The sequence below is a fragment of the Pirellulales bacterium genome (genome assembly GCA_036490175.1).
Taxonomy (GTDB): domain Bacteria; phylum Planctomycetota; class Planctomycetia; order Pirellulales; family JACPPG01; genus JACPPG01.
This window is the reverse complement of sequence record DASXEJ010000274.1, coordinates 1-19,358: the sequence shown is the minus strand read 5'-3', so window position 1 is coordinate 19,358 and position 19,358 is coordinate 1. Positions and strand designations below refer to the sequence as shown.

The window sequence follows — 19,358 nt, the reverse complement described above, 5'->3', positions numbered from 1 at the left end:
GCCAGCTAGCGGATTAAGCTGGCGGAAGAGGATTTCTACAGAGCAAGGCTGAGAGAGTAATAACCCGGGGATGCGTCTTCCCCTATGCTTTGCCCGGCAGTTCGCTATCACCCGCGCGCCGGTGGTCGTCAAGGTTGGCCTGCTCTTGGGCGTAGTCCATGCCGCGCCGCTGTGTCCAGGTTTGTGGCGAGAGGATGCCGCATTGGTATTCGATGCGCGAGACTTGCGCATCCTTCAGCGCATCGCGGACCGCCAGCGCCGGCGGAGCTGCCTGAATGTCAATATCGACCGACGCGGTTGCCGGCAGCCGCCCGGCCCGCTGCGCCGCTTCAATAACGCGGCACATGACCTGCAGGTCCCCCTCGACCTGTTCGGCCTGCAAGCGCTCGAACATTCGCACCGCCGGACTCTCGGCGACCATCGTCGAGGAATAGTTGGCGTTCGAGGCATCGCTGCTGAGCATGAACTCAGGCATCACGAGCCTGGCGGCAATGGCCCGCAATTCGGCTTGCAGCACGGCCACATAGCTGGCAGCGTCGAGCCCCTGCGCGGGAAAGTCGTACTCGACGCCGGCATGCGTATCGAGGATCGTCCCCGGAGCAAAACGCTTCCAGGATGTCGACTGTCCGCTGGGGCCGGCCGTGGTGGCGTCGGCCTGGCCGGCGACAAATTGCTGCACGGCGCTGCGCGTGGCGCCCTGATGGCGCCGCACTAGCGCGATGGCCGATTGAATCTCGGCCACGACACTCATGTTGCGCAGCAGCTTCTCGGCGCGCCGTAGATTCTTGCGCACGGGATAGAACAGAGGCAACCCCCGCTTGACGTTGCAATCCACGTTCGCCTTGCGATGCTGGATCTCACAGGCGTCCACGAGCAGGCCGTCCACGTAGTAGCCCAGCACCTCTTCCACGTCGTGCCGGTCGGTCACGATGCCGAAGCTGCTGGCCGGATCGCTCGCAGCGCTTGGCGGCGTCGAGACCTGGCCCGGCTCGACAAAGCGCACGCGCAACGCGCTGTCGGGGGTCGCGAAGAATCGCAAGAATACCTCGCCATCGCGGTCGCGGCGGCGGAGGATCTCCTGCTGTCGCCGGTGCCATTGGTTCACGATCACGAATTCGTCGAGCAGCGCTTGCACCTGCGATACGAGTGCATCGGGCGCATCCGTCCCCGCCTTGCGCATGGCGCGGTAGGTATGGCCCGATCCGATCACGTAATTGATGCGGTTTTCGTGCCCATTGATGGCAAACTCGTTGGTGACGGCCAACGACCGGCACTCGGCGCGGATTTGTCGTTGATCGGCCTCGGTCCAGAAAGGCGACGCCACGGCACCGCCCCGTCCGAGCTCGTTGCCGACGAATTGCCAACGACTACCATCCTCGTCCCACAGGGCATCACGCGGGTCGACAAAGCTGTCCCACAGACCTTCGCAGGCTTCCCAGAGCCGGCGTTCCAATCGGGATACCGGCTCTCGCTGTCCGCTCGTTGCTCCGGCCTGCGTGTAGAGTTCAGGGTCGTGCTGTTTTTCATGTCGCGTCATGCATGTAACTCCTATAACATTTGACAAACGGTACACACCGTCGTTCCGGTTACCTTGTAACTACGCTGGTGCCGTGGCTATTCACAGCGATAGCGGCAGCCGATCACCAAGGCCGTCGTTCGCTGCGGGCTGCTCGAGCAGTTCCGTTGCCATCCGAATCGCCATCTCGAGCGCGTCGGGGCCATCGTCGTGATCCCCTACGGGAAACTGCTGCATCTGCTCGATCATGAGTCGCGTTGCCGGCGAGTTCGCCTTGAATCGCAGTCGCCTTTGCGAGAGATATGGCCCCAAGCGACGCACTCGCACCAGCTTGTTGACGCGATTGTCGAGCGACCAAGGTTGCGTGCCGAGCACTCCCTGTCGCGCGAACTCGGCCATGAACTCGCGACCCAACAAGTCCTGAAATTGATTCGCTTCGATCACCAGGGCATCGGGACGAAACTGCCGACACAGTTCCACGCCGTCGGCCACGATCTGTGGGGTCGGCCGGCGCGCCATGTCTGCTTCTGCGTACAACAAACCATCAGTCCCCACGGCCAACAATACAAAAGCAGAATAGTCTCCTCGTCGCGCGTCGCTCCCTTTGCTGGGATCGAGTGCGACGACTTTTAGCGCCACCGCCGCGGGCCAGTCTTCGAACCAGATATGCGACCCGAAATACTCTTCCGGCCATTCATACGATTCGGGATTGACGGGCGAACCTTGTTTTTCGCGCTCGAAGGCACTTCGCCCGCTCTCGACACGCATCTGCATCAGGCTGTACAGATCTTCCTGTTCGGGCCAGAGCAGGACGGCGCCGGCTTCCATGGCGTTGCGGCGATCTTCATAAAACGCGCGCGCGACACGCAGGCTGTCCGCATTGTCGACATCTATGTAAAGGCTCTCCCACTGCTGCCAGGCGAGCATATCGTCGGGCCACCGCTCAATCGCGCGGAATACGCGCGACGTCCAACCCGCCGTGCGCAGCAGCTCCAGAGCCAGCGCATCGCGATGCAGCGCCGTGGCCAGGTGAATGATATTCGTCGTGCGCGTGCCCGCCTTGAGCAGCGTGCCGTGAAACCATTGCCGTGAATGGTCGCGCTGCAGCACGGATTCGATGTGCTGGTCGTTTTGTAGATCGTCGCACACGATCAATGTCGGGCGATTCGCGCGGCGACGCCGACCACGGATGCGTTGCCCTGTGCCGAACGCCTCGATCGCCACGCCGTTCCGCAGCCGAATCGCCGTGGATCGCCATACCGGGCCTTTTCCGATCGCGGCCGGATAATCGGCTGCCAGGAGGTCGTTATCGATCAGCTCGGCCTTGATGTTCTCTAAATGGCTGGCCGCCTGATCTTTGGTGTCCGAGACGATCCAGATGTATTGCTCAGACGCCTCAACCGCCGCCCGCAGCGGGCAGGCCAACGACGCCACGGTCGACTTGGCGGCACCGCGCGGGCCAATGGCGTTGATCTTTCGTCCACGCGCGTCACGCATCCGATCGATTTGGGCCTCTAGCCAACGGTGCATCGTCGAGGGAGGAAGCGAGAAATGCGCAGGCAGATACCGCCGCGCCCAATCGAGCAAGCCACGCGGCCTGAAGGTGGCGTTGCGAGAATCGCGCAGGTGGCGCAGCAACTGATTCGTCACGGCCCGAATCACATAGTCTTCTTGTTCTTCGAGCGAAGCGGACGGATCGTACGTCAATTGTTCAGCATCGGTGGCGTCCGGCTCGAACGTATTGTCTCCGTCGCGCGAATTGACTTCGGGCTGCGCGCCCTGCTGATTGTTAGTATTGTCGATTGTCACTTGCGCGACTTTCGTACCGCGTCTGCGGCGATTTCCGTCAGCAGCTCTTGCAAACGCGTCACAAGCCGCTTGACTCGTTCTGGATCCGAAACCTCTTCTTTGATCACCTGACCAAGCCGGGTCAGTACGTCATCCAACTGGCGAACCGGAATCGTGGCGGCGCCGCGCTTGGCAAACCGCTCGGGATAGACTCGCTCCAGCAGCCAGGCCGATGCGTTCCAGGATTTCTTGCCGGCCTGCTGAATATTCGATAAGTGGATGACTTCGAAATCGGCTTCGGCCCGGGCCAGGCGCTCCGCGAACTCAGGATCGCGGCAAGCCTTGCGACCGATCGATTCTGCAGCGCAGCCTACGTATTTGGCGGCGGTCCGCCGGCTGCCGCCGACGGAGATGATCGCGCATATTTCACCCTGTTTGATTGCGTCGATCGTTCGTCCCATACGCCTCGCCCTTACGCCGCGCTTCCGGCGCCTTGGTATTCAAACGACACCACGGCCCGCCCACCCGAGCCACGGTAACTGCGGATGAAGCTGCGGGCGCTGCGGGATCCCGTCTTGAGGACACGTACCGTGCGCCAGCGTGGCGAGCCGGCACAATGCGCCAACACGGCGGGATGGCTCGCGGTAATGTTGATGCGGTGCCCTTCATCGCGGTGACAATCCGCGACAGCCTCGGCGAAGCGCATGCCAATGCCGATCCCCTGAAAATCGGGCAAAGTTACAACGCGTGTGATCCGCCAATGCTGACGGCGCCCAATCAAGGGAATCGTCGCGCAAAAGGCGACCGGCGATTCGCGCCAAGTTGCCAGGAAGCATCGCGCGGTCGGACTCAATGCTCCGTTCAGATAGTGATGACGCGCAAACATGGACCACGCGTTACGGTGGCAACGAAAGAGCTGGATGCGCACTTCCGGTCGCCGAAGACTCCTCCGCTGGCAGACGCCCGTCGCCATATCGACGATCCAATCCGGCGCCAGCCACTCGGCAACGTCGTAGTGGCAGGTGACGGCCACGAATCGGCAATGCAGCCAGCCGCTGCGGATTGCCTTGGCCACGGCCGCCGAACCGACCTGCGCCACGTTGCGGTCGACGACGCTTGTAAACTCGTCGAAAGCGATCGTTGGCAGATCCTTCGCCTGGATCGCGCCTTGCTCGCTCTTCTCGCGCAGGCATCCGGCTGATAGCGCGCGGGCCAGATCGCAGCGGAACCGCTCTCCGTTACTAAGAACCGCGTACGGTTTAATCCAAGAGGGAGGCGAGCTGAAGCCGACGGCCGTCAGCAGGCCAGTAATGTCTTTGATCGCCAAGTCGTCGAAAGCGTCGACGATGGCACGATCGTCGGCCCACGAGTAGCCACTATAAACGTCCGCGCCAAATGCCTGTCGCGCAACGGTAGTCTTTCCGCTACCCGACGGACCGACGATCATACCAATTTGCCACGGTTCGTCGACTGCGGGCAGTTCCGCTCGAAAGGTCACGGCCGATTTTTGTGAGAGCGGCACATCAAACATGCCGGCAACTTGCCGAACTCGGAAGGAATCGTGAACCGGACAACTGGCGGTGACTTCGACGATCGGCAACGTTGATCTCCTACGAACACGGACGTCCAGAACCCACGTCGCCGCGCGCTCTGGCGCGTAGAGCAGGACGCATCGTCGTCTTGCCGAATCCGAATACGACTTCGGCTTGGGCAATGGATGTCACTACAGCACGAGAAGTCTGCATGAGAAACCCTCGGTGCACATGCGTTCGTAGATCGTTCGCTGCTCGGCCTCGTCGTGACATTCGACGACCACTTGAAACGATTCCTGAAGTTGCGATTCCAAGGGCGGCGCGCTCACAACAAGAGGTGCTTGCTCGCTGCTCGCCTGCTGCGCGAGGCGATCCAGCAGCGACCGTACGGCCGCGCTGTCGGTCTCTATTTCGGACACAATCGCTGCCAGCTGTGCGCCATTGGCCTCGGCCAGCGCGGCCAGCGGATCGTACACGGCCAACAATTTGTCTGCTTCGGCCGCGGTGATATCGAGAACTAGCACCGGCACTTCCATTTCGGGAGTTGTCTCGGCCCGCAGGTGGCCGTCGATCAACTCCAGGCTGCCGTCTGCCAATTCTCGGGCTAAAAGCGCGCCAGCGTAACCAATCTCGGCAAGGATGCCTTGCAGCGCGTCGCGTTGGTGAGCCGGGTGCGTTCGCCAGTTTCTGGGGTGCGGGCGCAGCTGAGCGGCCGGAACGCGACGTAGTTCCCGGATGCGATCGCGAATCTGCATCGTGTCAATCTCCGCGCGCGGGACTGGTATCGATAATTAATCTCGACGGCGGCAACTTGCGATCACGCAGCATTGTCAGCCTGACGAATCGGACGGTCGCGATCCGGCATCTATTTGCCCCTGGCGCGACCGGCCGCCCGACATAGCCGGCCGCGCCCAGGCATATCGCCAATCGCTAGCGAACGATCGCCTTCGAGACGACCCGTTGCCGCGGCAGCAGCCGCCCCCGCCCGCCGCTCATCACACCGCAGCGCGCTCCCGCGCGATTGCAGGCACTGGCAACGCTTGTCGCCTGGACCGATGCGAACGGACTGGCGGCAAACACAACCGGTTGCGTCACTGCCAGCGGGACGCTAGTCGTCGCGCTCGCGACCGGGCTGCCAAGACCGACCACGCTTTGCGCCGTCGGCAGTGCGACGAATTGCTGGGGTTGTGCCACGAATTGGGGCATCGCGACCGCTTGAGCCGTAGCGACCCCTTGCGACAGTGCAACCGGCGGACACGCGACGACGGGGACGGCGAACAGCAAAACAACAGCAACACACATGAAGAACGCCCGCATAAAGATCTCCCTTACAACATGACTGACAACACGACTAGAAAAACCAGGTAGCGGCATCGACACCCCGGTCGAGTGCCACCTCAGAAAGCTCACTTGCAAATCACTCTGTGGTTAATGTTGGCGATGGCGATTTTTGCGAGGTTGTGGCCAGTTCTTGAATTAGGTTGCCGAGCAAATCCGGAGCGAGGTCCTTGCCTTGTGGCATCCGCTTCTTCGGATCGTCGGCCAGGAGCCTGGTGATCGCCTTCAGTCGCGTCGCATCGTCGAGTGCGCCGGTTAAATCCAAGCTCGCCTTGGGCTGCACGGCACCATGGCATTTGCCACATTGCGACAAGATCAGCGAATTGCTGGCTGAAACGCCCCGTGCCGGCGATTCGGTTTTAGATGGCGCGGCGCTCGGAGCCGCCGCGCTAGGTGACGAAGGCAAGGTCGCAGAAGGTTGCACCGACGCACTCGTGGCCGCCGTATATCCATAGTCCACAGCCTGGTATTGCACGTAGCTGGGCATGGCGACCGGCACAGCGAACGGGACGACGACAAATCCGCTCGGAATCTCTACGACGCTCGTGGCCGCAATCCGCACCTGCGACCGTTGCCCCCCGGCCGATGCGACAGTCGGCAACAGTGCTAGTCCAATGGTGAGTATTCGTAACTTCATTCGTAAGGTCTCCTGGGCAGAAGGCTGGCTCCAAGTGCTCGCGGCAATAGCGACAGGCAAACGCCGGGTAGCAGCCGGAAGTCGCCTCGCACTCGCGCAATTTCGTTCGCTTGATCTACGGTGTCGACGCCTGGGCCTTCGCATCCTGGCCGCGCAGACTTCCGATTCGTAACATCACGTCTTGAAAGCTTGCTTCGTAGCTCGCACGTTTGATTTCCCGCCCCGCACGCAGCGCGAGGATCACGGGGTCTGTCGACTGCCGCATGGCCATGACAAACTGCTCGACGCCCAGGCCAGACTCGGCGGCAGCGACCTCTCGTGTCACCGGTCGGTCAACAAAGTTTGCGTACATTCTTGCCAACGCGTCGGCGGCGGCGTGCGGACCCGCGCCGGTGGCTTGTTCGACGGCTGCGGCATAATCTTGTCGATCGCGTGCCTGTGCGCGTTGCAAGCGCTCCGGGTCGTAAAGCTCTTGCACGCGGCGGGCGACGTCCGGCAGATAGCTCTTGAGCACCGCAGCTTCGCCCGACAACAGCGCGAACTGGTCGTCCTCGATCGGCTGCATGCCGGACTGGCCGCCGTTGAGTTCATGGCAACGGACGCAAGACACCAGCGGCCGCACGATGCCATCGTGCGCGGTCGTATCCTTGGCGATGGCGTCCACTACAGTATCCTGACGCTTACCCGCGGCGTCGTAGACAGCCGTCAGCCAAAAGCCGTTTTCCTTTTGGGCGAACCATTCCGACGCGTCGAAGCGCAGCGATTGTCTGCCAGCGCTACCGGCGTAGTTGATCGGAGTGCGAACCGGATCGCGGTCGGGCGTTTCGACTGCCACATCCCGCGTATACCACACTCCGCCCAGGGCGCCGGGCAGCCGCACAATCCTTCGCGGCTTGCTCGTCACGCGCGATACCAGCAGGTTGGCCGCGGTGTCGGCCGACAATTTGTCGATGACTCCCCGGTCGATCCCCAGCCGCTTGAGAAGCTCTGCTTCAGTACCCGGTATGCCAGCGAAATCGTAGTACAGAGGCGCCGTCGCTGCATGGGCGACGAAAAAATCTCCGCGCAGCACCGGGCCAGCGGACACCGCCAAAACTTTCAACTCGGCTGCCACGTCCGGCGGGATCCAGCCTCCGTCAATGGTAACCGTTGTGACCGAAGCGCTGCCGGTTGAGACCGACGCCGCGGCGCGCTTGGTTGCGTGCTGCCGAAGACTTTGCTCTTTAGTTTGTTCGCGGTCCGCGGCCAGAGGCACAACCACCTGACTGCGAAGATGAAAATACGGATCAATCGTGACGAGTTTCTCCCAGGCGGCCCTCAATTCTGCAAATGAACCTGACTCGCGCGGATTCGCGTAGTGGACGAGATCGATTCGTAGCAAGCCAGGCCCGGCTAACTCGGGACGAACCACCAAGCGCGAGCGACTGACCGCGTTCAACACGTATGCGATCGCCGTTTCTTCCTGGTCGCTATTTATTGTCAGGTAACGCAATCCGTTACGGCGCGCGACCGGCTGCGTTCGCAAGTCGGCCAGCGCTGCGCGGGCCGCCGCAGCCGGGGGGCTTTCGGCCAAGGCCGCAGCCGCGAATACCATTAGCGACAACGAATGATGAGCGACGAAGAGGACACCCAATGCCCACAGCTTCGTCAATCCTTTGGTTTCTCTGCGCATGATGGTACTTTTGCTTGAGGACAATTTGGCTGGAGGATCATCCACCTCGAAGCGCATCTTTGGTCTACGCGCCCAAGGCTTGCAGATCCTGGTTCAACGAAGACATATCGAACCCGTTAGGCGCCTTGGTGGTGTCGTTGACCCACTCGGGCGAGATGATGCCGTAGGCTTCGTCGCAGTAGGTGGTGAAGAAAGCCCAGTCCATCTTCAACAGCGCGCCCCAGGTCACGCACGTCACGTACTGTGCGTCGAAATCGATGCAGAAGACGGCATGACCTCCCCAGCTTCCCGGCTGCCAGGCGGGGTGACCAAAATCGAAATGAAAATGCGGAGCCTTCCAGATCGATTGCCCTTCGATTGCCGCGGGCAGCGCCAGTCCAATGTAAACTCCGCCGAACAGGTAGATCGCCTCCTGCACTTCGCGCTGGTCCTGCGGTTGCAACGAAACGAACGCGTCGATGCGATGGCCGCCAACGCCCGTGTTACGCCAATAATTCAACACATCCAGCTCGACGGCGCCATTGTCGTTGGCACCGGTGGCCGGATCGTAACCCGAGATCGCCGAGTAGGCACTTAATATGTCGCTATCGGCGAGCGTGACCTCGTTGCCGTGATTGGCAGTCCAAGTTTGAATGGCGTGCCCCGCGCCGGCACACGTGCAATCGCCGAGACGATCGTTGAGCATCATTCCCCAAGGCTGCGTGGCGTTCTGGCTCCAACGAACCCACTGCGGCAGCGGAGGCAACGACGAGGGGAGCACGTAGCGAGCAAATCGCAAGGTCCGCCGATCGTATCGCGGCGGCAACTTTCCGAGCTTTCGGGAACTTTGGATCATGGATGCACCGATAATCAAAACTTGTTTCGCGAAATGACACGCACCGCCCGGTCCGCGTATCTCTCCGTTACGCAATCGATACACCGGCCAATTTGAGAATCAGCTCCAGCAAGGCCAGAAACTGCGGGTTCGTGACCAGCGAGACAATGGCATTGATGATGTGTCCGTCGCCGATCACGCCGAGCGCCGCATCGACTTCCGCAACGGTGACCGCGGGCAGCTGGGTAACAGGACCAACGGGCGACGGCGGAGTTGGAGTAGGCGGATTGATCGGCGCGGGATTGACCGGCTGGGTGAATCCTGGGAAATCTGCAAGATCGGCAACGACGATGTCGCCCAACTCTTTGAGTGCCGTCCACTTGTCACTGATCGTAGCGGCTGAAACGACATTCTCGGCGTCTGCCAGGATCGTTGGTACGTCTTTGGCATGACGCGCGAGCCACGCGACCAGGGTCAGATTGACGCCAGCGGCTTGCATCTGCGCAGCGTTGTTCATGATCCGTCTCCTTGAGAAATGAGTGATGCGGTCGAATGTTAGGCAGCGATGTTGTCAACGTGTCGAAGTCGAGTGCGTTGGGCAGTTGTTACGTCGACTTGCGTCCTGTTGACGCCGGCGGTGCGTGTTCGGACTTTCGCAGTCGTTCAGCCAGTTCGTGCAGCGCTTCGACAATCGCCATATGGTCGGAATGACGTTCAATGCGCTCAGCGTTTAACTCGTCACGCAGCGTCTCGCGCTCTTCGCGGCTCTCGCTGCGGGTGGTTGCAAGTTCTTGACGAAATGCGGTCAAAAGCTCGGGGATCGTCCGCGTGGCGTTATGCCAGGCGTACCATCCGAGGATGGCCGTCGCAGTCAGGTTGCCAAGGTCGGGTGCAAAGTATTCAGCCATGCGCGCGGAAACACTCTGTTCCAATTGCCATGCGGCGCGACCAACAAAAAAAGCCCGCCTCCGGAACGATTCCGGAGGCGGGCTCTTATAGATACCTGACGTTGTCGCTCAGGCTCTGCCGATACCGCTTACGTGTGAGCCAATCCTAGCGAAGCGGCTGGCCTGATTTCAAGAGGTAGGATCAACGCGAATTGCAAAATGACGGATGTTGGATGAACCGGCTCACGCTGACGCTCTGCTGACATCGCCGAGCGTGCGATGCCGTTCGCTGGGCTACTTGCGCGCGTCGCCCGGCGCGCTGGCCACAGCGCCCGACTGGCCCCCTTCGTAGATGCTGAACTCGGCCCACACCGGAAAGTGATCCGAAACTTCCAGCGCATCGTGCATCGACAATTGATACTCGCGGATCAAGTTGAGCACGCCCGAACGGCCCGTGAATTCCGTGGTAGCACGACGATCGAAGATGATATTGTCGTACAATTTCGTCCCCCGCGTGTTCGAGGGGGTTTTCGAGATCGATGCGACCAAGTACGGCATCTGCCCTAATTCGCCGAGATGGGCGTCATCGGTATTCAGGTCGCCGAGCAGGATGATGTCGTCTTCGTGTCGCCCGTCGTCGCGGACGGCGCGAAACACGTCGTCGAGCGCGTTCATCTCTTGGGGGACTTCGTCGGGATCTGTGTGAATGTCGATGAGCGTAAATGTAAATGCCTGCGCCGCGGGAGGACCGCGAACGACAAAGCCAGCCACTAGCGGCTCGCGGTGCAACCGATCGTCGGGATCGTCAACCGTGTACATGCTGCCGGGGGCCAGCTCGATGCTGGCACGGTTATAGATGAAGGCATATTGCTCTTTGCTCGAGGTGCGACCCAGCCGCGGCCCGATGACAAAATCGTAGCTGGCCCCCTCGGCATTGATCTGTTGCAGGAACCGCGGCATGATGTCTTGCGTCGTGGCACGAATCTCTTGTACGGCCACGACATCGAAACGGCGCACTACTTCGGCCAGCACGCGCATCACCTCGGGCTTGGCGAGCTTGCTTTCGCCGAAGACCTGGATATTGAACGATGCGATGCGTATCGTCCCGCCACTGCGCTGGACGACGGCCGTCGTCGGCGCCTCCGGTGTGCTGCCGACCGTCTCGATCGGAGCGCCGCGGCGCGTGACATGAACCTGATCGAGGCCGTGGACTTCGAAATTCTTGAGGAACCAGCCGCTGCCCGCCACAATCCCGACCATGACCACGAGCAGTGAGAATTTTCGCGACACGGACCCCTCCCTGGGCGGTGGCGGTAATAATCGAAGAATGGCTCGCGCGAACCGCGGGCCAGACCGATAGGGGTGGGCAGGATAGCGAAACTGCCGAAACGTCACCAGTGCAGTTGAGCCGCGACTAAGGTGGATCAACCGCGAGGCATTAATACGTCAGCGGACGTTAGAAATTGCCGTCAAATGCGGTCTGATAGCAGTCTCGAAAAGTAACCCACAGAATCGGACCACTTTTGCAACATGTTGAGTTTGCGTCGCCCATCTCCTGAGACGATCAAACGGTTCCTGGCACGTCAGCCTCATGCGGTACTGTCTTACGAAGATGCCGGCTGCACGCGTGGCGATCCGCCAAGACGGTATTTTGTCGATCGGTACCGCATCCTGCTTGGACGGGGCGATGAAGTATTCACGGCTGCATGCGCGGCGTTGTCTCGTTGGGAAATGTTTCGTCTCGGCTGGGTCGAGCCCTACCCCACCGCCACATCGTTCGCGGTGGGCAATGCAGTCGGCGTGCTGATTCGCGCATGCGGGTTGTGGTGGCTGAACGCGGCACGCATCGTTTACGTTCACGAGCTTGACGACGGGAAGCTGGAATTTGGGTTTGCTTATGGAACGCTTCGAGAGCATGCCGAACGAGGCGAGGAGCGATTTTGGATTCGACGCGACAGTGATAATCGAATCTGGTACGAGGTCGTGGCCGCATCACGTCCAGGTGGGTGGTACGGCTGGGCCGGATTGCCTTTAGTACGGCGGCTGCAGCGACGTTTCGCGGCCGATTCCCAGCGGGCCATGCTGCGATCCGTGCAGAGCTCAACGAGGAAATCGTAGCTGCTCTGAACGAAGACAGGCGCTGCGTGCAACAGCGCTCGCGGCCAGATAGAATATTGCCGGCTGCCAAGGAGTCGATAGAAACATTGCTCGATCGACCGGCCTCCCCGTTGCCCTGCGTTCCACGGACCACGATTATTCGTTGTGGCATTCCAGCCATCTTCTGACTCGGGAGCACGATTCCATGGAAATCAACGCCGAACAGACGACGCGGGCCGATGTTTCGCGCCGCGACTTCTTGAAAACCAGCGCCACGACGGCGGCTGTTGCCGCGGCAGCCACGGCTGTCGCCACTTCGCCCACGGCAGCACGTGCCGGTGGCGCGAGCGAGCGGATCCGCTTGGGATTTATCGGTCCTGGTGGTCGCGGTTTCGGCGCGCATATGAAGACGCTGGCCAAGTTGCGCAAGGATGGGATGAACATCGATTTTGTCGCCGTCTCAGACGTATTCACCCGCAATCAGGACCGCGCCGCCAACTTTATCGAGAAAGAGACCGGCGCCGCGCCCAAGAAATACGAAGACTATCGCGACATGCTGGCCGACAAGGATGTCGATGCCGTCTGCATCGCCACGCCCGACCATTGGCATGCCAAACAGTCGATCGATGCCATGCGGGCCGGCAAGCACGTGTATTGCGAAAAGCCGATGACGCACACCATCCAAGAAGCGATGGACGTCGTCGATACGTGGAAATCCACTGGCCGGGTGATGCAGGTCGGCGTGCAATCGACCAGCCTGCCCATCTGGGACCGCTGCCGCGAACTGATCGACGCAGGCAAGCTCGGCAAGGTCTTGCAGTTTCAAACCGAGTTCTTCCGCAATTCGGAAGTGGGCCAGTGGCGTTACTACTCGCTGACCAAGGAAATGTCACCGCAGACGATTAATTGGCGCCGCTTTTTGGGAGTCGACGAAGGACTAGCGCCTGACATTCCCTTCGATCGGGCCTTGTACGCCCAATGGCGCTGCTATTGGCCGTTTGGCGCCGGCATGTATACCGACCTGTTCGTACACCGCACGACCGCGATGCTGAAGGCGACTGGACTGCGCTATCCGGGTCGCGTGGTGGGCGCTGGTGGGATCTTTCTGGAATACGATGGCCGTGACGTGCCCGACGTGGCCACGGTCGTGGCCGACTACAACGAAGGCGCCCAAGCGATTATCACGGCCACGATGTGCAGTGCCGAGACGCCCATCCAGCAAGTCATTCGCGGGCACTTCGGCTCGTTCGTGTTCGGTAACGGCGAAAACTTCACCGGTTTCGATTTCATTCCCGAGCGACCCCAAGTCACCCGGGACAGCAAGCTCGAAAAAGAGCGGATCGAAGTCGGGACCGCCGGCGATTCGACCTATGCACATTTCAAGAACTTTCTCGAGGCCGTAGCCGCCGAAAAGCCGAGCCTGTGCAACAACCCGCCCGACCTGGGTGCGGCTGCGATCGTAACGGTCAATCTTGGCGCGCGTAGCTACCGCGAGGGAAAGGCGTTCTTCTTCGATCCGCAGGCGAAGCGTGAAACCCTGGCCGACGAAAGTTGGGCCGCAGGGTGGGAAAAAATGTCAAAGGAGCGGGCCCACCCCCACCACCTGCCAGGTTGGAAAGGGGGCGATTATGGCAGCCTGCTGCGTCCGCCAGAGTACATGAAGCTGGCCGGGCCGTGGAAGGATGGCAAGCCGCCCGAGGAACAAACGACGACCGGCGCGGGATGAAAGCGCCGGGTCGCGAAAGGCGACCTCGGTAGCCACAAAGCAGATAGACAATCATCGCCCTGTGACATACGTTGTGTAACCCCGCCGATCGCTCCCCTGCCCTCCCCCAGAACCAGCGGCGCCAGTCGCTTTGAAAAGACGCTGACCGATGTCAACCATCCCGCCACCCAAAGAAAAAGTCCGCCTGGTATCGCTCGATCAATTTCGAGGCTACACCGTCGCCGGCATGATCCTGGTGAACTTTCTGGGGGCGTTTTACGTTACGCCCACGCTACTGAAGCACCACAACACGTTTTGCAGCTATGCCGACACGATCATGCCGCAATTCTTCTTTGCGGTCGGATTCGCCTTTCGGCTGACATTCGGACGACGAGAAACCACCGAAGGGTTGATCCCGGCGTACGGACGGGTCGTGCGCCGGTTTCTGGGGCTGGCCCTGGTGGCCATCGTAATCGAACATGTGCGACCGCCGGCAGCGACCTGGCAAGCGCTCGTCGAACGCGGTCCGTGGGACGTGTTACGCTTTTGTTTCACGCGCGAATGGTTCGGCGGCCCGCTGATGCACATCGCCATCACCTCGTTGTGGATTCTGCCGGTGATTCGCGCCCGGGCGAGCATTCGCGTGGCCTACATGATCGCTTCGGCGGTGCTGCAACTAGTGCTCTCGCATCTGTTTTATTTCGAATGGGTATATCACGCGGGTGTAGACGGCGGTCCGCTAGGATTTTTGACGTGGTCGATCCCGACCTTGGTCGGAACAATGGCCTGCGATGCCGTCACCGCGGCCGACGGTCGTGCGCGGATAGGACGCATGTTCGCCTGGTCGATCGTGCTGATGGGCATCGGCTATTTGCTGTCGTGCTGCACCACGTTGTACGACGTGCCTGAGGACCAGGTCGTGACAAATGATGAAGCGAGGACAGCAACCGACCCGGTCATCCCCGACAGGGAACGGATCTCGCGCTGGTCGTTCCAATGGGCCGAGCCGCCGTTTGTGGCACCACCCCCGCCCGAACAGCGCAAGCACAACTACTGGATGATGAGCCAGCGGGCGGCAACCCCTTCGTATCACACGTTCGCGGCCGGGTTGGCCCTGGCCGTCTACGCCATCTTTTACATCGCGTGTGACATAGGGGGATTGCAGCTAGGGCTGTTTCGCACGTTCGGATCGAACGCGCTGATTGCCTATATCTTGCACAATGTCGTGGGCGATTCCGTCGCGCCGTTCATTCCCAAAGACGCTCCGCACTGGTACGTGGCGGCAGGTTTCCTGCTGTACTTCGGCATCGTCTATCTATTCGTGCGGCATCTCGAGAAGAACAAGATTTATCTGAAGCTGTGAGTGCGGCGCAAGTGTCGGCACCGCGATTTGCTTGCAGAGATCGTTGTCCTTACAGGCTAGCGCTGCGAGCGCAGCAGGCGGCCGAAGCGTTCGCGGCCGAACTCCGGCACAAATTGCGCGTTGTCGAACGCGACACGGCCGCCGACCAGTACCTGCCGCACGACGCCGTCAGACCGTTTGACCATTCGCATGGCGCCGTGCAGTCGCTCGTCATACTGCTCGATCGGCGGGCCGAGACCGGTACGCAGCTTCTCCGGATCGACGACGGCAATATCCGCTCGCGCGCCCGCCTTTAACAGGCCCGCGTCTAGACCCAGCCACTGCGCCGATTGCCCCGTCAGCTTGTGGATCGCCTTCTCAATCGGCATCAGCTGCGGATTGAGCAATACCTGCTGGAGCATCTGCAGTCCGCCATCCTGAAACGCCATATTGCGGGCATGGGCGCCCGAATCGTTGAAGCCAGGCAGCGTCGTGTCGTGGGCGAATATATATTGTCTTGGCGCGGCTCGATCGTTCGTGACCACCGTCTTCCAACGAATTGCCGAATCGTGTTCGGCCAGCAAGTCCATGAAGTACTCAAGCGGGTCGACGCCAAGAGCGCTTGCCAGCTCACCGAACGATTTTCCCGCCTGGCCGGCCACCGGCGATGACACAACCCACATGTCGTTCAAATCGCGATGAAAAATCCGCGTGCGGGTATCTTCCCACTCACGACGAAACGCCTGGCGAAACTTCGGGTCGGCAAACATCTGCTTACGGTCGTCACCGGTCGAGCTGATGGCCGCGACTCCGGTCGGAAATTCCTCGAACAGCGGCGTATGGACGCCGTCGCAATAGTTCAAGAAAGGCTCTGCCAATGCCTGCCAGCGAATATTGGCGCGGAGCAACTTGTTGAACACGGCGCCGATCGTGGTGGCGATTTTGTACACTCTGCGATCGGTCTTGATATCCATCGCCGCCACGATCGTGGTACGAAGCGGCTTGCGTCCGATACCCGAGCTGAGCATGGCCAACGTGGCCACGGTGCTCTTCGTAAGTGCATTGGGCGTTGCCTGCAGGACGCGGTCACGATCGCGAACCGGCGCAGCCAGGCTGCGATACTCGTTCGGATGCGCATGTTGCGAGGGGACCGAGATGCCACGAAACGGATCGCCATCCAGCCGGTGCCAAGGCAACATGTCGATCGACAGGCCCAGATAGCCTTCGTCGAGCGCATCTTCGACCAGGCGCTGCATCTTCCGGACTTCGTCCGGTTCGGCCTTGGCAACCCGCAAGCTGCGGTCCATCCCCATAACATGTGCGCGAACGTTGGAATGCCCCAGCAGCGAAGCCACGTTCGGACCTAGCGGCAGTTGGTCTAGATGCGCGTAATACTCGCGGACACCGTGCCAGGGAATCGTGTCGCCGAGCCAGCGCGACATGACATCGCGCGGCAGACTCTCCACACGGCAAAAGAGGTCTAGAATGTCCTTCTTCTCGCCAAGCGCCGCCGACAGCGAGCAGTTGCCCATCACCACCGTCGTCACGCCGTGGCGGACGGACTCTTCCAAACCCGGCATCGCCTCGACTTCGGCATCGTAGTGCGTGTGAATATCAAGCATGCCGGGCATCACCCATTGCCCGCGTGCATCGATTTCTTTCGTTCCCTGTTGTGGCAATTGGGGGCCAACCGATTGGACCTTGCCGTGGTGAATCGCCACGTCGGCCGTCACCGCCGGCGAGTTCGCGCCGTCGAACACCTGGCCATTGCGGATCACGATGTCGCACGATGGGCTAGTGCGATTCTCGGAGGAGGAAACCATCACGCGAAATCTCCCAAAAACGTCGAACGTGGCCTTGGATCGAGCCCGCTTGAGCAAGCAGGCGCGGACTCCTATTGTCGCTATTCGGCGGCCGTTTGGCTACCGGTGCCCATTGAGGAATCGTGCTCGCATTACGGTCGCGGATGCGCTTTTGGCCCCCTTCTGCAACCAAGCAAGCATCCCCGAATTACGGTAGACCCCGCGTCGGCACTATGGTGCGAAAGGTTTCACCCGGCGCGGCCGCACAGTTTCTACCATTGTCAGCTACGAGGAAATGCCACTCGTCGCCGGTGAAAACCAGGTGTTGACTGCGGGCCACAAGTCGTTGACGACCCAATGGGGTATCGCATACAGCGCCACCGCGGTGATCGTGAGGAAAGCAAACCACAGGCAGGCGTCGGAGAGTCGCGACGGCGCCAGCCGGGGATCGGTACGGCGATAGCGCAAGTAAATTGTGGCGCCGGAAATAATCGGCAATGTCGCGGCCTGCACGAATCCGCCCAAAATAACCATCGCCTTTGGGTCGGCCCACCACAGGTACAACAGCAATGCCAATAGCGGATAAAAGATGCAGCAGCGTCGAATCCATTTGGCGCGGTCGCCATCATCACGGTACTTGACTAGGTGACTCAATCCGAGAAAGTCGGCCGTCAAACGGCTATTGGATGCCGAGGCCACGTACAGCGTTTTGAATAGCACCGCCCATACGCCAATCAGAAATACGATCTTCGTCCACGGGCCAAACGTCGGCACGTACATTTCGGAAAGTGTCTCGATCATCTTCGACTTTTCAGGGTACAGCCCCTGACGGTGCAGCACCGTCGCACCGAGAATGTAAAACGATACGGTCGCCACGGTGAAGACCACCATGCTGAACCAGGCATCGAGGTACATCACGCGCATCCAACCATGAGCACGCGCGGCCCAATCCGGCGAAGGTGAACGCGGTCCGGTAAAGCGCGCGTAGCCTTTCTCCAAGCACCAATAGGGATAGGCATATAGCTCGGCCGCCCCCACGCCAGTTATGCCAAACGTGCCAAAGGCGGCCGCAATCGCCACGGCCGGCAGCGCCAGGATATTCAATGAAAAGCCTTCGCGAATGTCGTCCAGCCCCACGGGGTAGCCCATCCCGGGCAGCGCAGCCACGCACCCTACGGTGACCAGAGTCACCGAGGCTACCAGGATCGTAGTAATGCGTTCGATACGGCGATATCCGCCGCTCAAAAGCAATACCACCGCGGCCAGCGCCGTCAGTACAGCCCAAGGATGCTCGGGCTTGTCGCGAATCGTCTCTGCCAGTTGCGGGCCCCACGACTCACATCCGCTAGCCAGACGTTCTGCAACCTTCGGAAAGGCCAGGTTCATCGCCTGCCCGACGCCGCCAACCATTGCGCCCAATTGAAATACGGTAATCATCAGCATGATGAACCACCACCACACTAGCCAGTGCGCGCCCAGTCTTGGTCCGGGCAATTCGTCGAGTGCCGTCAGCGTCGGCAGACCGGAAGAGAGTGAGTAGCGCCCCAGCTCGATCTGGACGAATACTTTGATCACGCAGCTGAACAGAATCAGCCACAGGAAGACAAAGCCGTACTTGGCACCCAGCGCCGTCGTCAACAACAACTCGCCGGACCCGATGATACTGCCGGCCAAGATGATGCCCGGACCGATCTTGCGGAATGCAGCCCAGAGATTCTTCGGCGGATCGGCAATATCGCCAGCGGCAACGCCGACATCGGCATGCGCAGCCGCATCGTGACGGTCGGGCTGGTCCATCGCGCGCGATCCAGAAGGAATGGGGGCTGTCGTCGGGTGCTCGCCGCCTGGGCTGCTGACAGCCCGCCTATGTTAGCGGTGCGCTAGGTCGTCCGCCACGCCCGGCAATCACGAATATCGCAAGGCAGGCGTCATTTCCGGTCGATCCTTTAGAACGTCAACCGCGATATGTCTTCCTGTGGGGGGCCGGGTCATAGCTGCCCATAATCGCATCGTGACACTTTGCGCAAACGAGACCGCGTTCCTGGCCATCGTGAGTGCCGCGGTGCGCATGATCGTGTACGCACGGCGCCAAATCATGCCGACTGCGAACCGCCGCGGTATCGATGAAACAATCGAAGTAGACCCATTCCCGGCAATCGTGCGACCAGGCGGCGCCTCGAAATGTCTCACGGATTCCCTGGGCCAAGATCCCTTGTTCGACAGCGATT

General features: G+C 60.7%; 18 protein-coding genes. 4 read left to right on the top strand and 14 right to left on the bottom strand.

All coding sequences use genetic code 11. The features are described from left to right. Window positions 1-82: 82 nt before the first annotated feature. The 12 genes from VGG64_20935 to VGG64_20880 form a co-directional block, all read right to left on the bottom strand. A complete protein-coding gene (locus VGG64_20935) occupies window positions 83-1,537 on the bottom strand; it encodes a phage portal protein (GenBank protein ID HEY1602082.1) in 1,455 nt (484 codons plus the stop codon). 81 nt (window positions 1,538-1,618) lie between these two features. Continuing rightward, the gene (terL, locus tag VGG64_20930) at window positions 1,619-3,325 is read right to left on the bottom strand and encodes a phage terminase large subunit (protein HEY1602081.1); all 1,707 of its coding nucleotides are present in this window, start codon (window positions 3,323-3,325) and stop codon (window positions 1,619-1,621) included. Then, window positions 3,322-3,765: a hypothetical protein gene (locus VGG64_20925; protein ID HEY1602080.1), complete on the bottom strand. Its 444-nt coding sequence runs from the start codon at window positions 3,763-3,765 to the stop codon at window positions 3,322-3,324. The genes terL and VGG64_20925 overlap by 4 nt, the downstream gene beginning before the upstream one ends. Window positions 3,766-3,776: 11 nt before the next feature. After that, the gene (locus VGG64_20920; GenBank protein HEY1602079.1) at window positions 3,777-4,904 is read right to left on the bottom strand and encodes a GNAT family N-acetyltransferase; all 1,128 of its coding nucleotides are present in this window, start codon (window positions 4,902-4,904) and stop codon (window positions 3,777-3,779) included. Window positions 4,905-5,027: 123 nt separating this feature from the next. Beyond that, window positions 5,028-5,591: a ParB N-terminal domain-containing protein gene (locus VGG64_20915; protein HEY1602078.1), complete on the bottom strand. Its 564-nt coding sequence runs from the start codon at window positions 5,589-5,591 to the stop codon at window positions 5,028-5,030. 175 nt (window positions 5,592-5,766) lie between these two features. After that, complete coding sequence (locus VGG64_20910) at window positions 5,767-6,153, bottom strand: hypothetical protein (protein ID HEY1602077.1); 387 nt, start codon at window positions 6,151-6,153, stop codon at window positions 5,767-5,769. A 100-nt stretch (window positions 6,154-6,253) separates the two neighbouring features. Next, window positions 6,254-6,811: a hypothetical protein gene (locus tag VGG64_20905; GenBank protein ID HEY1602076.1), complete on the bottom strand. Its 558-nt coding sequence runs from the start codon at window positions 6,809-6,811 to the stop codon at window positions 6,254-6,256. A 115-nt stretch (window positions 6,812-6,926) separates the two neighbouring features. Next, the gene (locus tag VGG64_20900) at window positions 6,927-8,483 is read right to left on the bottom strand and encodes a hypothetical protein (protein HEY1602075.1); all 1,557 of its coding nucleotides are present in this window, start codon (window positions 8,481-8,483) and stop codon (window positions 6,927-6,929) included. Between the two features lie 64 nt (window positions 8,484-8,547). Then, complete coding sequence (locus VGG64_20895; protein HEY1602074.1) at window positions 8,548-9,318, bottom strand: hypothetical protein; 771 nt, start codon at window positions 9,316-9,318, stop codon at window positions 8,548-8,550. Window positions 9,319-9,385: 67 nt separating this feature from the next. Next, window positions 9,386-9,814 (bottom strand): hypothetical protein, encoded by a 429-nt coding sequence (locus VGG64_20890; GenBank protein HEY1602073.1) that lies wholly within the window; start codon window positions 9,812-9,814, stop codon window positions 9,386-9,388. An 88-nt stretch (window positions 9,815-9,902) separates the two neighbouring features. Further along, complete coding sequence (locus tag VGG64_20885; GenBank protein HEY1602072.1) at window positions 9,903-10,205, bottom strand: hypothetical protein; 303 nt, start codon at window positions 10,203-10,205, stop codon at window positions 9,903-9,905. A 273-nt stretch (window positions 10,206-10,478) separates the two neighbouring features. Next, window positions 10,479-11,474, bottom strand: coding sequence for an endonuclease/exonuclease/phosphatase family protein (locus VGG64_20880; protein HEY1602071.1), 996 nt, complete (start codon window positions 11,472-11,474; stop codon window positions 10,479-10,481). Between the two features lie 240 nt (window positions 11,475-11,714). Here VGG64_20880 and VGG64_20875 point away from each other — a divergent pair, with 240 nt between their 5' ends. The 3 genes from VGG64_20875 (at window position 11,715) to VGG64_20865 (ending at window position 15,349) form a co-directional block, all read left to right on the top strand. Continuing rightward, entirely contained in the window at window positions 11,715-12,302 is a 588-nt protein-coding gene (locus VGG64_20875) for a DUF1990 domain-containing protein (protein ID HEY1602070.1), read from the top strand. Between the two features lie 184 nt (window positions 12,303-12,486). Then, window positions 12,487-14,007 (top strand): Gfo/Idh/MocA family oxidoreductase, encoded by a 1,521-nt coding sequence (locus VGG64_20870; protein HEY1602069.1) that lies wholly within the window; start codon window positions 12,487-12,489, stop codon window positions 14,005-14,007. Between the two features lie 148 nt (window positions 14,008-14,155). After that, window positions 14,156-15,349, top strand: coding sequence for a heparan-alpha-glucosaminide N-acetyltransferase domain-containing protein (locus tag VGG64_20865; GenBank protein ID HEY1602068.1), 1,194 nt, complete (start codon window positions 14,156-14,158; stop codon window positions 15,347-15,349). 56 nt (window positions 15,350-15,405) lie between these two features. Here VGG64_20865 and VGG64_20860 read toward each other — a convergent pair whose 3' ends face one another. Next, a complete protein-coding gene (locus VGG64_20860) occupies window positions 15,406-17,151 on the bottom strand; it encodes an amidohydrolase family protein (GenBank protein HEY1602067.1) in 1,746 nt (581 codons plus the stop codon). A gap of 264 nt (window positions 17,152-17,415) precedes the next feature. Next, window positions 17,416-18,927 (bottom strand): Nramp family divalent metal transporter, encoded by a 1,512-nt coding sequence (locus VGG64_20855; protein ID HEY1602066.1) that lies wholly within the window; start codon window positions 18,925-18,927, stop codon window positions 17,416-17,418. A gap of 214 nt (window positions 18,928-19,141) precedes the next feature. On the opposite strand from VGG64_20855, the gene VGG64_20850 reads away from it, so the two are divergent. After that, on the top strand, window positions 19,142-19,358 hold a 217-nt coding region (locus tag VGG64_20850), incomplete at its 3' end, for a hypothetical protein (GenBank protein HEY1602065.1).